The following is a 13533-nucleotide window of genomic DNA, read 5'->3' as shown; positions in this document are numbered from 1 at the left end:
GTCCGACGTCCACGACGATGCCCGCACCTTCATGGCCGAGGATCGCCGGGAACAGGCCTTCCGGATCCGCGCCCGACAGCGTGAAATCGTCGGTATGGCAGATCCCCGTCGCCTTCACCTCGATCAACACCTCGCCGGCACGAGGGCCTTCGAGTTGTACGGTCATGACCTCCAGCGGCTTTCCTGCCTGTATGGCGACTGCGGCGCGAACGTCCATGGCGTTTCTCCTTTTGTTCGAATTCGTGGTGGTATGTTGCATGCGCAGTAGACCGCCTCAAGAGACAGCGCTGGTTTTCCTGCGCCTGTCAAAAATCAATTGACGGCATCTAGCGTCAGGCGGTCACAGCGCCTCGATCAGCGGTACATGAGCGGCCGCATCGCGGCGCATCTGGCCGGTCAGGCGCGGGTCTTCGCTGACCTCGACGAAGAACGCGTAAGGCTCGAAGCCCGAGCGGCGGTAGAAGGGTATCGCGCCGGGATGGTCGAAATGACAGGTATGAACCCAGAATCGGCTGATGGGTTTCGACCATGCGTTGGCGATGGCCGCATTCATCATCAGCCTGCCGGCGCCATTGCCGATGGCCTCGGCGACAAGACCGAAGAAGACCAGTTCGCACTCGCCGTCCTTGCGGAAATCGAGTTCCAGAAGGCCGACCCGTTTTTCACTGTCGAGCATCACGAAAATCTCGATCTGCGGATTTTCGAGGATAGCCTTCAATTCGTCGTCCGGCATGACCAGACGCGACATCCACATCCATTCCTCGCCGATGCGCCGGAACAGATCCCTGTAGGCGTCGAGATCCGCATCGCTCCAGCGTTCCAGCCGAAGCGAACCGGTCGGAGGATCGGCCTTGACCGGCGGACGTGCCCGCATCTCGAGGCAGGTCACGACGTTGGCGAGCATGCCGGGCGGCACCGGCGAATAGCCGGAAGGAAGGGGAGCGTTGATTTCATCCATGCCTCCCTTGGAGCGCCCGAAGGGCGTCCTGTCAAGTCGTCAATCCAGCTTGGGGATTATGCTTCCGTGTCACCCGAACAGACGGTCACAGGCGTAAACCACGGCATAGACGTGGATGGAAAGCGCCGCATAGAGACCGAAACCCGTCATCAGCTGTTCGGCCGGGGACATTTCGGCAAGCTCGTGACGCGGCTTTACTTTTCCCGTTCGGATCAGGCTCAGGAGGGTGAAGATCGAGAGTGCGGCAAGCAGGGCAAGCGGCGGCAGACCGATGCGCCAGCCGGTCCAGAGAATGACGCCGGTCACGCCGAAGGACGCCAGCGTCAACGCCTTCGTCGTGCGGAATATCTGGCGCAGCATTTGTCCGCCGTCGAACCTGTACATCGGCAGCAGGTTGAGCAGATTGAAGGCGCCGAGGATCAGCATGAAAACCAGGATCGGTCCGCTCTCCGGGCCGGATTGGTGAGCGGCGATCAGGATCGGCACGAGGAAGGCCGAGACGCCGGCCCCCATCAGCGCGCAGGTTGCGGCTTCGAAGCGGCTGTCGTAGGGCCTTCCGCCAATCGCTATGCCGCCCAACAGCGGCACGAAGATCATCCGGGCGCTCTCATGACCAAAGGCCCGGTAGGCGACCATATGGCCAAGCTCGTGAAAGACGATCACAAGGGTCAGGAAGACGGAAATCATCAACCCGTTCGAATTCATGCCGAAGAAAGGCCAGAGCAGGAGCGTGGAGAGCACCGCAAGCGCCGTCTGCACCAGCGGATGCTCGAAGCGTTCGTGGGCGACGGGTTTGCGGCCCTCGAGATAGTCCTCAAGAGCCCGCACCTCGCGACGCAGCGAGAAGTAACGATAGAGATAACCCGCCAGCCCGCGATAGCTGTCCGTCTGTTCTATGACGATGGCCGACCCCACTTCGGCTGGCGCGATGCGGCGTACCTCGCGGTAGCCGGACCAGAATTCGGCATCCAAAGCGCTGTCGGCGACGATGCGCAGTTCGCAGGAGAACTCACCCTGTGCGGTTACGCCCGTGCGGTCGATGGCGATGATACGGGTCATGGAGCGGCCCTGTCGGTCCGGCTGGCGATAGGTAAGCTCCATTCTGTCGGGCATGCCCTCGACGGGGCGGCTGGAGAGGATGGCGGGATGCCAGTCTGCAAGGCCCCCTCCGGGTCGGGCCATGTCCCAGATCTCCTCGGCACGCTTGTTCAACAGACGGCGAACCTTGATCGTTCGGCTGCCGATGGGGGCCGCCAACAGCAGCCATAGGAGACCGATGTTGATACCAAGCAACACGAAAGCCGTCTGGAATTCAGTCAAGTGGATCTCCCGGCGATCAGCGCATCAAGCATCTTCCAAGAGTGGCAGCCTAGATGGCGGACCTTAGAATTGGCCTGATGGATTCGGTAAAATTCAAGCGAATCCCATAGCTTCCAGCGAACGCCTTCCGTCAGGCGACCTTTTCCGTGTCGAGGAAGAAGGCGTCGGGAACCTTGAGCCAGCGGCTTGACGTTTCTTCGCTTTTCGCCCGCGCCGAGGGGAGGCTGCCCTGACTTGCAGCAGCGAGGAGTTCGCTCCAACGGCTATGACTGGTAGATCCCGATATCGCAGCGTTGACGGCAAACAAGGCTGCGCGCTCCCGATCGGCAAGCTGGAGGAAGCCGCGATCGAAGGCGGTTCGCAAAACGCGGTCGAGATAAGCGAGGTCATAGTCCGTGATGCCATCCGATTTGGGACGCTCGGTGGAAAAGGCGCCCGTGTTCTCCGCGATGGCGATCCGAACCTGATCGATAGCGAAGGCCCTCAGCGACGGCGGCACATGGGGGGAGACGTCGATCACATGCAGCACGACCGCCAGTTCGAGCGGCGTCTCTATAACGCCATTGGTGGAGAGCACGCTCTTCATCCACTCGACATTAATTTCGTCAAGGCTGCCTTGCGGATAGCAGTGCTCGACGATGAAGGCCGTCAGCGACTCTATGAAGAAGTCGTTCCACCCATCGCACTTCTCGGGACAGGTGCTGTTGAGCGCCAGCAATGTGACCACATCGTCGGCGCTGCGGATTCCCAAAGGAAACGAATATTTGCGTAATAACAAAATGTCTTCGGCTGTCAGCCTGTTCTTCCCGGCGATCACATTTGCCGGAAAAGAGAGACGAAATTCGCTCATCTTTTCTTCCCTGTTTCATCATGAAACCGGGAACGCTTCTAGCAATCGGATGTTTCCAATGTCCCAACAAGCGCGGTTAGTCGCAGCTTACCAAAATCGTTAAACTTGTTGGCTTTCGTGCGCCCGCTTGTGCTCTCGCCAGAGGATGAACAGTCCTGAGCCAACGATGATGGCAATTCCGAGCCATTTCGAGACAGTCGGGAAATCTCCGAAAAGCCAATACCCAAAAATAGTCGCTGCAATAATTTCGAAGTACTGGAATGGGGCAAGCACCGAGAGCGGCGCCATACGGAAGGCGCGAACGACTAGCAGGTGTATGTAGCCGGATATCGTGCCCAGCAGGACGAGCAGCAGCAGGCCGAGCCAGGATTGCGGCAGCGAGATATGGAAATCCGCCTGTGCCATCTGATTGCCGCCGAAAAGGGCGACAGCCATCAGGGCGGTGCCGCCGAGACCGGCCATCGTCTGCATGGTCATCGGCGAATCGGCATCGCCCACCGCGCGGTTCAGGAACATGTAGAGAGCGAAGAGAAAGGCGCAGGCGACCGGTAGAAGCGCCTTCAGGCCGAAGATCTCGTAGCTTGGCTGGATGACGATCATCGCGCCGCCGAAGCCGACGATGATGGCGAGCCAGCGCCGCCAGCCGACCTTCTCACCAAGAAACAGCGCCGACAAGGCCGTCAGCATGAAAGGTTCGACGAAGTAGATCGCGAAGACGTCCGCAAGAGGCATGTACTTGACTGCGATGAAGAACATCAGGCTTGCGGAGCCATGCAGGACGCCGCGCAGCAGGTTGAGCCATGGCCGCTTTGCCGAAAGCGCCGACCAGCCGCTCAGGAAAAAGAGCACGGGCAGGGTGCAGGCAAGCTGGAAGAAGAATCGGTAGAACGTGACCTGCCCGGGGGACATGCCTTCATAGGTCGCCATATACTTGGCGATCGCATCCATCGAGGGCAGGATGAGCATGCATGTCGCCATCAGCGCCATGCCTTGCACGGGGTTCTGGGCGGGCGTGGACTTGGGCTCGGACATCGCTCATGCTTTCGGGAAAGCCACCATCAAGCATGGGGGATGACCGAGATCAAGTTGCCAGCGCTCGGCGATGTCATAAATGGCGAGTTGTCAGCAGCCGATGGCGGCAACAGGGTGGCAAAAGCTGTCTATCATCCATATCTTGAAGAACGCCATATAAGGCAAGGGCGGCACGATAAGCCGTAAAACCGCGTCGGGGTGGAAGAGACACAAGCCCCGCTACGGACAAGGGAGACGTTACACCATGGACATCCTGATGCCTCGCGATCGGATGAACCTTTTTCCCGATGCGAGCGACGATACGCTCGGGGGCCGGCTTTCCGCCGCTCGCGATACGGCGGGAATCAGTCCGGACGCTCTCGCGGATCAACTCGGCGTTCCCTGCGAAACCCTGCTTGAGTGGGAAGCGGACCGTTCCGAGCCGCTGCCGACCCGCCTGCTCAACCTTGCGGGCATTCTCGGTGTGTCACCGATGTGGCTGATGACCGGTGTCGGCCTGGGGCCGGATGACCATGACAGAAAGCTTCCGCTCGAAGCGATGCGCCTCCAGCTTGCCCATCTCGATCAACTCCATCAGGAATGCGGACGCCTGATCAAGTCGCTCGCGCGCCAGATCGCCTGTTATGAGGAAAATGATGAGGACTTGGGTTCGCGTTGAACCCAGAGTCATTCCCCAGAAAATGGGAAGCGGCTTTGCATCCGCGATTCCCTTTTACCGGAAATGCGCCAAGCGCGAGGATTGCGAGCGTCAGATCCCGCGAGCCTGACTCAGGCGGCGATTTCCTGGTCGTGGTCGCGCACGGTTTCCCCGAAGACTTCCTCGAATGATTCTCTCAGGCGGATATCCACATCCGCCATCATCACCGGCAGGCCGAGGTCGACGAGGCTCGTCACCCCATATTGGGTGATTCCGCACGGTACGATCCCTGAGAAATGCCCGAGGTCCGGATCGACATTGATCGAAAGGCCGTGAAAGCTCACCCAGCGGCGCAGCCGGATGCCGAGTGCAGCCACCTTGTCTTCCGCCATGCTGCCGTCGGGCAGGAGTGGCTTTTCTGGACGGCGTACCCACACACCGACCCGGTCTTCGCGGCGTTCGCCGCGCACGTTCATCTTGTCCAGCGTACGGATGACCACTTCTTCCAGGGCCGCGACATAGGCGCGGACGTCCTGCCGTCGACGCTTCAGGTCAAGCATGACATAGGCAACTCGCTGACCGGGGCCATGATAGGTGTATTCACCGCCCCGCCCGGTGGCGAAAACCGGGAATCGGTCGGGGTCGATCAGGTCGGACGCATCGGCGCTGGTGCCGGCCGTATAAAGCGGCGGGTGTTCCAGCAACCAGACGAGTTCGTCTGCTTTGCCGTCGGCAATGGCGGCGACCTGCCGTTCCATTTCCGACACCGCGACATCATACGGCACCAGTTCTTCGGAAATGCGCCATCGCACCGGCGGTGATCCTTCCTGAGGGTGCATTTCGGTGGAGATTTCGGTGCGCTGCATGGGAAAAACCTTCATTTTTCCTCTACTTGGCAACAAATGCGCTGCGTTTCAAGGGTATCGGGGGAAGGGCTATCAACAGGGGCCGAGAGAAAATTCAAAAAACTGTCACGACGCTCTTGTGCACCCAAAATGCTTTTGCTACATGCACCTCCGTCGACGCAAGTCGGCCCTACCACGATGCGGTCGTGGCGGAATTGGTAGACGCGCAGCGTTGAGGTCGCTGTGGGGCAACCCGTGGAAGTTCGAGTCTTCTCGACCGCACCAATAACCCGGCTTCGGCCGGGTTTTTTGTTTTCAATCAACAGAATGGCCGAGAATTGGCCTGTGTTGTCCCACGGTTTGAGGCGCTAGTCCGTATCTCGGGGAATGTGGCTGTCGCTACCGATTGTCTCGATACGGTTGTGAACCTTTTCGACGCCTGCAACGGCCAGCACCTTCATTTCCAGAAGCCGGCGCTCCTCTGGTGTGTCGATGCTGCCGCTCAGCGTCACCGCTCGGCCTTCCACGCGAATATCGATGGCATCGGGATTTATGCCGGGAAGGTTCTCGATCAGAGCGGCGATGTCTGATTCGAGCTGATCATCATCTTCCGTGCTGCGCTCGTCTCCGGTCTCGGGATAGGCCGGGGGATCGATTGCATCCTGTCCGGACCGGGTGATTCTCACCCCATCGTCCCGCTCACGGTCGAAATTTCCGTCGGCTTCCCCATAAGCGGCATTGCCGACCGGTTTGCGGCTCGCCCCGGACTCGTCGTCGTAGGGCCAACCCTCTTCCAGATCCCGTTGCTCAAAATCGCGGTAATCTTCCTCGCGGGACAACTCGTCCTTGCGCTTGCCGTTTTCCATGGGTGTCTCCGTTAATCGTCCATTCAATCTGAAACGCGCAAACCGGCTTTCGGTTCGGCCTTTATGAAGAGAATCACGCCTGACTTTTTTCCCACTTCTTCACGACACGTTCACGCTTCAGCCGGGAGAGACGCTGAAGCCAGAAAATGCCGTCGAGCTGGTCGATTTCATGCTGCATGCAGATGGCGGCAAAACCTTCCAACCTCACCTTGTGGTTGACGCCTTCAAGGTCGTCATATTGCAGCTCGATGGTCTTCGGGCGCGTGACCGTCTCTATGGCGCCAGGCATCGAGACGCTGCCTTCCTCATGCTCCATGGTTTCGGGAGAGGACCACAGGATTTCCGGATTGGCATAGTCGCAACGCCCGCCGAGCTGCGGCAAGTCGAGCACCACGAGGCGAAGCGTCTCCCCGATGTGCGCAGCGGTGATGCCGACGCCAGGAGCCGCTTTCATCGTGTCGAAGAGGTCGTCGGCCAGCTGCCTCAATGCCTCGTCGAAGACCGCGACCGGCAGGCAGGGGACCTTCAGCCGAGGGTCGGGAAAACGAACGATCGGGCGAATGCTCATACTTTGTATTTCCTAGCTAAAAGGGCAGGGTCAGGCCCATTTCCGGGATCATCGGAGTCTCCGGTGTATGACCGCTGGACCTCTCCCCGGAGATAGGTTAGCAGGAAGCATTCGCATTTGCACAGTTCACCGGCGGGCGAGCCTATGCAATTGTTGACAAAGCGTTTTTTGACGCCATTCTCCTTGTCGGCCGGAAAGCCGCATAAAGCCAGCAGAACGAGACGGGGGCGCGAAGATGACGGAGACCGGCGAAGAAACCCGCACCCGTTCCGCTCAGGAAGACGCAGCCGACATCTATTCCGAAGACGGCTCCATCCGTTCCGATTTTCTGGCGATGGTCGGGGCGGCGATTGCCGACCGCGATCTTCTGTTCCTGCGCCAGCACGTCGCTCGGCTGCATGAATCGGAACTGGGCGACCTGATCGAGGCGATCCAGCCCGACCAGCGTATCGCCCTGGTACGGCTGCTCGGCGACGACTTCGATCTAACCGCGCTGACAGAGGTGGATGAAGGCATTCGCCTGCAGATCGTCGAGCATCTGCCCAATGCGCAGATCGCCGCAGCGATTGGTGATCTCGATTCGGACGACGCCGTTTACATTCTCGAAGACCTCGATCACGAGGACCGGGAAGAGATCCTTGCCCAATTGCCTTTTACCGAGCGGGTCCGCCTGCGCCGGGCTCTCGACTATCCGGAGAGTTCGGCCGGTCGACGCATGCAGACGGAGTTTGTCGCAGTTCCGCCGTTCTGGACGGTCGGCCAGACGATCGACTACATGCGCGACGAGGAAGACCTGCCGGAAAGCTTCACTCAGATCTTCGTCATCGACCCAACCTTCAAACTGCTCGGCACGGTCGATCTCGATCGCATCCTGCGCACCAAGCGCCAGGTGAAGATCGAAACGATCATGCGCGAAACCAGCCATTCGATTCCTGCCGAAATGGACCAGGAAGAAGCGTCGCAGCTTTTCGAACAGTATGACCTTCTCTCCGCTGCCGTCGTCGATGAGAACGAGCGGCTGGTCGGCGTCCTGACCATCGATGACGTGGTCGACGTCATTCAGGAGGAAGCGGAAGAAGACCTGATGCGCCTCGGCGGTGTCGGCGACGAAGAGCTGTCGGACAGCGTGGTGGAGACTTCCCGCTCACGTGTGCCCTGGCTTGCGGTCAACCTCTTCACCGCCTTTGTTTCGGCCTCCGTCATATCGCTCTTCGAGGCGACCATCGAGCAGGTGGTGGCGCTCGCGATCCTCATGCCGATTGTCGCCGGGATGGGCGGCAATGCGGGCTCGCAAACGATGACTGTGACGGTGAGGGCGCTTGCAACCCGTGACCTCGATATCCATAACGCATGGCGCGTGGCGCGCCGCGAGGCCGGTGTAGGTCTCATCAACGGTGTCCTGTTCGGCTGTCTCGTCGGCATCGTGGCGGGTTTCTGGTTCCACGACGCCTCGATCGGCGGCCTCATTACCACGGCGATGCTGATCAACATGTTTGCAGCTGCGATGGCTGGAATCACCATTCCGCTGCTTTTGCATCGAACCGGGGCGGACCCTGCTGTTTCCTCGGCGGTTTTCGTGACCGCCATCACCGACACGACTGGCTTTTTCTCATTCCTGGGCCTTGCCACATGGTGGTTCATGTCGAGCTGAAACGGCAAAATTGACTTGTACGTAAAAGTCAATATTATATTGCTTCCCTAATGAAGCGGTACGGTTGTGAAGAAGTATTACAGTATAACAGAATTGACGCGTGAATTCGGCGTCTCGACCCGGACACTTCGATTCTATGAAGACGAAGGCTTGATCCATCCGGAACGTCGTGGCCGTACGCGTCTTTACCGCGCGGCCGACCGACGACTGCTGCAGGAAATCCTTCGCGGACGCCGGATCGGCTTCACCATAGCCGAAATCCGTGAAGTCATCCACGTCTACAAGGAACCGCCGGGCGAGATCGGCCAGCTGAAGCTGATGATGAAGCGCATCGACGAGAAACGCGAGGAACTTCGCCAGAAGCGTCGAGATATCGACGAGACGCTGGCGGAGCTCGACAATGCCGAGGAGGCCTGCCTGACGCGCCTCGTGGAAATCGGCGTCGGCACCTGATGGGAAGAGCTGCGCGATCCCACGCAGCATCCCTCTCCAGCCTCTCTTCAGATCCAGCGCCGGGTGCGCTGGCAATAATGTTCGAAATCTGCGCCGAAGCGCGCAAGCAGATGCATTTCTTCGCAACGGATCGCGACCATGGTGGTGAGCGCCGCAGCAGTCAGTCCGGCGACGAAGAACCAGGCATTGCCGGTCAGCAGGCCGAAGGCCAACGTCAGAAGCGTATAGCCGAGATAAATCGGGTTCCGCGTGAAACGGAACGGGCCGGTGGTCACCAGCCGTTGGGCACAGCGGTTCGGCAGGACGGCAGTATGGCAATCCAGCAGGGTTTTCACCGCCCAGATATCGAGTGCGATTGCCAACGCCACCAGCAATCCGCCGACGGTGATGAAGAAATATCCATCGCCGCGCGCCGGGGGCAATAGTCCGACATAGCGGTCCGCGAGAAAGGCCACTGCAATGGCCAGAACATAAACGACCGGCGGCCAGGGATACCGCAGCGGCTTTAACCTATAGGCATTCATGATCAGATCCTGTCATTGGCTGATGGCTGAACATTCACGCGCAAGCTTCAATATCCGCTCATCCTTGTCCGGTAAGATTGCGCCGGACTGGAGCGGTGCCAGCAGTGACTGCTCCTGCAAACGGTCCAGTGTGCAGGAGCAGAAACGGGTGCATAGCTCCGCTTCGCTTCCTTCCGCCTGGCATGCCGTCTGACAACTCATCAGATACGACTGAATAGGATCAGGTTCCTGAGGTGGCGCAATGATCGACATCAAATAGACAATGGCGATCAGCACGGGTTGGTGGACCAGATAGACGATCAGACTGTGCCGCCCGCCCCAGCGCAGCCACCGAGGGCCTTCCGGAAGACGCGCGAGCGCGGTCAACCATCCTCGCCCGTGGGCGATGCGCGCTGCTGCAATCCCCATGAGCAGAGCACCGCTCCACGGGAGCATCGGCACGTAGTCGTTGGATCGTGGCAGATGCTGTGAAAGCCCGAGGAATAGCAGCCACGGTGCGTCGAAGGCTTCCGACTGGTAGTAAACCGGCAGGGCGATGATGACGGCCGCCACGGCTATCGTCAGCAGCGGCGGCGCCCTCAGGAACAGCAGTCCCAACAGGCTTGCAGCCGCGATGCTGTGCAGGATGCCGAAGAAGATCAACCCGTCCGGCATGGCGATGGCGGTTGCGACCGTAATGGCCAGTGCCGCCGCAACGATGATGCCGAGACGCTTCAGGAAGGACTTCAGCCGCAGTTCGGGATACTGCGCCAGAACGAGGCTGAAGCCGGCGAGAAACAGGAAGCTGGAGGCGATGCAGCGCGCATAGATCTTCAGCGGTCCATGCGTCGAGGTTCCCGGATCCAGATAGCCGAAGAATTCGAGGTCCCAGCTGAAGTGATAGGTCGCCATGGCGATCAGCGCCAGCCCGCGAGCGGCATCGAGTGCGCCGATACGGGGATGCGACGATGCTTTTTCTGGGCGCTCGGAGGAGGGCTGCACGGTCAATCCCTTTGTTGATGGTCCGTTATTGGGGAGGACGGCCCACGCGAACGGCAGGGCACCTGCCTGGGAGAAACATCAAACGCGGCCTTTTCATGGCGCTGGTCCATGAATGAGTGCAAGCCTGGCCTCGGAGAAGAATTGCCTGCGGATAAGCACAACAAAGACAACCGTAGACGTTGCCATGAACAGATAGGGGCTGGCGAACCAGCCGAGATAGCCGATCGACATGAAAAGCGCGCGCAGGCCTGCATTGAAATGGCTTGCGGCGATGATGTTCATGCGGATTGCGAGTTCGGCCGCTTTCTCAGCGGCTGCCGGATCCCGCCGCGTCTCCTCGGACATCGGCAGTCCACCGAAGAGAATGGTGCAGTAATTGAACAGCCGGTACGACCAGCCGAACTTGAAAAAGGAATAGCCGAAGATCGCGGTGAGGACGAAAACCTTGATCTCGAAGGTGGTGCGCCCGCCCGGAAGAACGAAGGGCAAATCCTTCAGCACCGAATCCACCTTGTCCGTCTGACCGAGAAGGGCAAAACAGCCGCCGATCGCGAGGATGGAGGTCGAGGCGAAGAAGGCCGTTCCGTTCTGCAGTCCGGCGAGGATCTGCGTGTCGATCATCTTCAGGTCGCGCTTCAGCGAATTCATGATCCAGGCGCGGCGGCGTTCGGCCATGACCTGGGTGAGGCTACTGCGCGAAAGGATGCGTGCCTGACCTGTGATCCAGGAATAGCCGACCCAAAGGCCGGCGAAGAGGATAAGGGCGCAATAATCGGCAAGGGTCATCCCAAGGCTCCGGTCGATTCCACGAAATGTTTTAAGCTCACTGGACAAAATTCCACAAGGCCAGCGTCGGATGGCAGGGCTTTTGACAAAAATATGACGGACAGCTTATTGACGTGATTCAATGAGTGAAGTGCCAAGCCATTGATATTTCGAAAAACTATGCAACTTACGCATGGCTGGAAATCGAAAGCGCCTTTGTTTTGCCTTTTTTGCAGTTGCGAAACCCTGCAAACTTTAATAGATCGACATCAAGAAGGCGGTCGGGGGACGGCTTTCTGCCAACCATGGATGACAATCGGAGCCTATATGGAAGACAGTATCCAGAAATCGTGCTGGAGCGTCACATTTCGTGCATTGATGGGATTTGCTGGCGTTCTTTGCCTCGCTTATCTTTTTGGCAGCATCTGAACCGGTCAACATCCGGTTTTCATTCACAGCGCGGGTCGAAAAGCCCGCGCTGTTTTTATTTGCAGCAGATGACACCCATGTCGCGACGGTGAAAGCCGATGTCGGTTCGCCGACGCATTCGCAATCGATGATATCCTAGCCTTGAATCACTATATGTCGGTTGATCCTCTACCTCGTCGCGGTCACAAGGGCTCGGCGGCCATGCTTCAGGATCCGGTGCGCAGGTCGGAATCTCATGTTTCTTTCGGTATTCGATGTTTTCAAGATCGGCGTCGGGCCTTCGAGCTCCCACACAATGGGGCCGATGACGGCTGCGAACCGGTTCCTCGACCTCATTCTGTCCGATAGCTGGCCGCGGCCGCACGGCGCGCATGTGGCGGCTCTGAAAGTGAGCCTGCACGGTTCGCTCGCCTATACCGGCATCGGTCACGGAACGGGCAGGGCTGTTATCATCGGTCTTACCGGCGAAGCGCCCGACAGCATCGACCCCGACCACATGGATACGATCATCGAGGAGGTCGAGAAGACCGGCAAGGTGCAGCCGCCGGGTCATCCGGCCTATACCTTCCAGCCCAAGGACGATCTTGTCTTCGACAAGAAGACCCCGCTGCCGGGCCATGCCAACGGCATGCGCTTCTCAGCTCTCGACCGCGACGGCCGCGTGCTGCTGACCACTGTCTATTATTCGATCGGCGGCGGTTTCGTCGTGACCGATACAGAGCTTGCGGCCATGCAAGCTGCAAAAAAGAGCAGTGGCGGCCGGAAGGTGCCCTATCCCTTTTCCTCCGCCAAAGAGATGCTCGACATGGCCGCCAGCTCCGGCCTGACGATCGCCCAGATGAAGCGCGCCAACGAGGAAACGGCGATGGACCGCGAAAGCCTCGATTCCGGCCTCGACCGGATCTGGGATGCGATGAGCGGCTGCATCGACCGGGGGCTGAAGCAGGAAGGCAGGCTGCCGGGCGGGCTCAACGTGCGCCGACGGGCAAGGTCCATTCACGACAAGCTGCAGGAAGAGTGGCGCAGCAACCGTCTCAATCCCTTGCTCGCGAATGACTGGCTGTCGGTATATGCCATGGCGGTCAACGAGGAGAATGCGGCCGGTGGACGCGTCGTGACCGCGCCGACCAATGGCGCGGCCGGTGTCATCCCCGCGACGATCCGCTACTATCTGCATTTCCATCCCGATGCCGACCAGGAGGGTGTCCGCGATTACCTGCTGACGGCCGCTGCCGTCGGCGGCATCATCAAGCACAACGCCTCGATCTCCGGTGCCGAGGTCGGTTGTCAGGGCGAGGTGGGCTCGGCATCCGCCATGGCAGCGGCCGGTCTTGCCGCGGTCATGGGCGGCAGCCCGGAGCAGATCGAGAATGCCGCGGAAATCGCGCTGGAACACCATCTCGGCATGACCTGCGACCCGGTTGCCGGCCTTGTGCAAGTGCCGTGCATCGAGCGTAACGCTCTCGGGGCGGTCAAGGCTGTAACCGCCGCTTCGCTGGCGCTAAAGGGCGACGGCCAGCATTTCGTGCCGCTCGATGCCGCCATCGAAACCATGCGCCAGACCGGCAACGACATGAACGAGAAGTACAAGGAAACCTCTCTCGGCGGCCTCGCCGTCAACGTCGTCGAATGTTGATGGCGCCCTGAGGGGCGC

Annotated in this window: 16 protein-coding genes and 1 tRNA gene; 6 read left to right on the top strand and 11 right to left on the bottom strand. The window is 59.6% G+C overall.

Annotated features, from left to right (window positions below; all coding sequences use genetic code 11):
* The 5 genes from H4I99_RS15260 to H4I99_RS15240 all read right to left on the bottom strand — a co-directional run.
* Positions 1-217, bottom strand: a 217-nt coding sequence (locus H4I99_RS15260; RefSeq protein WP_186663330.1) for an alcohol dehydrogenase catalytic domain-containing protein, incomplete at its 3' end; no start/stop codon positions are given.
* A 123-nt stretch (positions 218-340) separates the two neighbouring features.
* Complete coding sequence (locus tag H4I99_RS15255; RefSeq protein WP_163899185.1) at positions 341-958, bottom strand: GNAT family N-acetyltransferase; 618 nt, start codon at positions 956-958, stop codon at positions 341-343.
* Between the two features lie 69 nt (positions 959-1027).
* Entirely contained in the window at positions 1028-2278 is a 1251-nt protein-coding gene (locus H4I99_RS15250) for a zinc metalloprotease (protein WP_163899181.1), read from the bottom strand.
* 130 nt (positions 2279-2408) lie between these two features.
* Complete coding sequence (locus H4I99_RS15245) at positions 2409-3128, bottom strand: hypothetical protein (RefSeq protein WP_163899178.1); 720 nt, start codon at positions 3126-3128, stop codon at positions 2409-2411.
* Positions 3129-3227: 99 nt separating this feature from the next.
* The gene (locus tag H4I99_RS15240; protein WP_163899175.1) at positions 3228-4160 is read right to left on the bottom strand and encodes a DMT family transporter; all 933 of its coding nucleotides are present in this window, start codon (positions 4158-4160) and stop codon (positions 3228-3230) included.
* A gap of 39 nt (positions 4161-4199) precedes the next feature.
* Between H4I99_RS15240 and H4I99_RS15235 the strand changes: the two genes are divergently transcribed.
* Together H4I99_RS15235 and H4I99_RS15230 are read left to right on the top strand one after the other, a co-directional pair.
* On the top strand, positions 4200-4346 hold the full coding sequence (locus H4I99_RS15235; RefSeq protein WP_163899172.1) for a hypothetical protein: 147 nt from the start codon (positions 4200-4202) through the stop codon (positions 4344-4346).
* Between the two features lie 58 nt (positions 4347-4404).
* A complete protein-coding gene (locus H4I99_RS15230; protein ID WP_244625094.1) occupies positions 4405-4818 on the top strand; it encodes a helix-turn-helix domain-containing protein in 414 nt (137 codons plus the stop codon).
* A gap of 110 nt (positions 4819-4928) precedes the next feature.
* Here H4I99_RS15230 and lipB read toward each other — a convergent pair whose 3' ends face one another.
* Positions 4929-5663 carry a lipoyl(octanoyl) transferase LipB gene (gene lipB, locus H4I99_RS15225; protein ID WP_163899169.1) on the bottom strand — a complete coding sequence of 245 codons (735 nt, stop codon included), beginning with the start codon at positions 5661-5663 and terminating at the stop codon, positions 4929-4931.
* 179 nt (positions 5664-5842) lie between these two features.
* Between lipB and H4I99_RS15220 the strand changes: the two genes are divergently transcribed.
* Positions 5843-5927: transfer RNA gene (locus H4I99_RS15220), tRNA-Leu, on the top strand.
* An 83-nt stretch (positions 5928-6010) separates the two neighbouring features.
* Here H4I99_RS15220 and H4I99_RS15215 read toward each other — a convergent pair.
* Positions 6011-6508, bottom strand: coding sequence for a BON domain-containing protein (locus H4I99_RS15215; protein WP_163899165.1), 498 nt, complete (start codon positions 6506-6508; stop codon positions 6011-6013).
* A gap of 73 nt (positions 6509-6581) precedes the next feature.
* On the bottom strand, positions 6582-7076 hold the full coding sequence (locus tag H4I99_RS15210; RefSeq protein ID WP_163899162.1) for a peptide deformylase: 495 nt from the start codon (positions 7074-7076) through the stop codon (positions 6582-6584).
* A 235-nt stretch (positions 7077-7311) separates the two neighbouring features.
* On the opposite strand from H4I99_RS15210, the gene mgtE reads away from it, so the two are divergent.
* Positions 7312-8727 (top strand): magnesium transporter, encoded by a 1416-nt coding sequence (gene mgtE / locus H4I99_RS15205; protein ID WP_163899159.1) that lies wholly within the window; start codon positions 7312-7314, stop codon positions 8725-8727.
* Between the two features lie 66 nt (positions 8728-8793).
* Positions 8794-9180 carry a MerR family transcriptional regulator gene (locus H4I99_RS15200; RefSeq protein ID WP_099057943.1) on the top strand — a complete coding sequence of 129 codons (387 nt, stop codon included), beginning with the start codon at positions 8794-8796 and terminating at the stop codon, positions 9178-9180.
* 47 nt (positions 9181-9227) lie between these two features.
* On the opposite strand, the gene H4I99_RS15195 is transcribed toward H4I99_RS15200, so the two are convergent.
* The 3 genes from H4I99_RS15195 to H4I99_RS15185 form a co-directional block, all read right to left on the bottom strand.
* On the bottom strand, positions 9228-9704 hold the full coding sequence (locus tag H4I99_RS15195; protein ID WP_163899156.1) for a methyltransferase family protein: 477 nt from the start codon (positions 9702-9704) through the stop codon (positions 9228-9230).
* A gap of 12 nt (positions 9705-9716) precedes the next feature.
* Entirely contained in the window at positions 9717-10685 is a 969-nt protein-coding gene (locus H4I99_RS15190; protein WP_163899153.1) for an acetyltransferase domain-containing protein, read from the bottom strand.
* A gap of 93 nt (positions 10686-10778) precedes the next feature.
* Entirely contained in the window at positions 10779-11471 is a 693-nt protein-coding gene (locus H4I99_RS15185; protein ID WP_163899150.1) for a DUF599 domain-containing protein, read from the bottom strand.
* Positions 11472-12114: 643 nt separating this feature from the next.
* On the opposite strand from H4I99_RS15185, the gene H4I99_RS15180 reads away from it, so the two are divergent.
* Positions 12115-13515 carry an L-serine ammonia-lyase gene (locus H4I99_RS15180; RefSeq protein WP_163899146.1) on the top strand — a complete coding sequence of 467 codons (1401 nt, stop codon included), beginning with the start codon at positions 12115-12117 and terminating at the stop codon, positions 13513-13515.
* The last annotated feature ends 18 nt before the right edge of the window (positions 13516-13533 follow it).

The sequence above is a fragment of the Paenirhizobium daejeonense genome (genome assembly GCF_014280875.1).
In the GTDB taxonomy this organism is placed as follows: domain Bacteria; phylum Pseudomonadota; class Alphaproteobacteria; order Rhizobiales; family Rhizobiaceae; genus Allorhizobium; species Allorhizobium daejeonense.
Note: the sequence above shows the minus strand (reverse complement) of the source record. Positions and strands in the feature narration are given on the sequence as shown.

Bases quoted from the DNA above. Each gene is read 5' to 3' on its own strand.
- H4I99_RS15255 (WP_163899185.1), bottom strand. From the start codon at position 958: ATGGATGAAATCAACGCTCCCCTTCCTTCCGGCTATTCGCCGGTGCCG.
- H4I99_RS15245 (WP_163899178.1), bottom strand. From the start codon at position 3,128: ATGAGCGAATTTCGTCTCTCTTTTCCGGCAAATGTGATCGCCGGGAAG.
- mgtE (WP_163899159.1), top strand. From the start codon at position 7,312: ATGACGGAGACCGGCGAAGAAACCCGCACCCGTTCCGCTCAGGAAGAC.
- H4I99_RS15185 (WP_163899150.1), bottom strand. From the start codon at position 11,471: ATGACCCTTGCCGATTATTGCGCCCTTATCCTCTTCGCCGGCCTTTGG.
- H4I99_RS15195 (WP_163899156.1), bottom strand. From the start codon at position 9,704: ATGAATGCCTATAGGTTAAAGCCGCTGCGGTATCCCTGGCCGCCGGTC.
- lipB (WP_163899169.1), bottom strand. From the start codon at position 5,663: ATGCAGCGCACCGAAATCTCCACCGAAATGCACCCTCAGGAAGGATCA.
- H4I99_RS15210 (WP_163899162.1), bottom strand. From the start codon at position 7,076: ATGAGCATTCGCCCGATCGTTCGTTTTCCCGACCCTCGGCTGAAGGTC.
- H4I99_RS15235 (WP_163899172.1), top strand. From the start codon at position 4,200: ATGACCGAGATCAAGTTGCCAGCGCTCGGCGATGTCATAAATGGCGAG.
- H4I99_RS15240 (WP_163899175.1), bottom strand. From the start codon at position 4,160: ATGTCCGAGCCCAAGTCCACGCCCGCCCAGAACCCCGTGCAAGGCATG.
- H4I99_RS15215 (WP_163899165.1), bottom strand. From the start codon at position 6,508: ATGGAAAACGGCAAGCGCAAGGACGAGTTGTCCCGCGAGGAAGATTAC.
- H4I99_RS15180 (WP_163899146.1), top strand. From the start codon at position 12,115: ATGTTTCTTTCGGTATTCGATGTTTTCAAGATCGGCGTCGGGCCTTCG.
- H4I99_RS15230 (WP_244625094.1), top strand. From the start codon at position 4,405: ATGGACATCCTGATGCCTCGCGATCGGATGAACCTTTTTCCCGATGCG.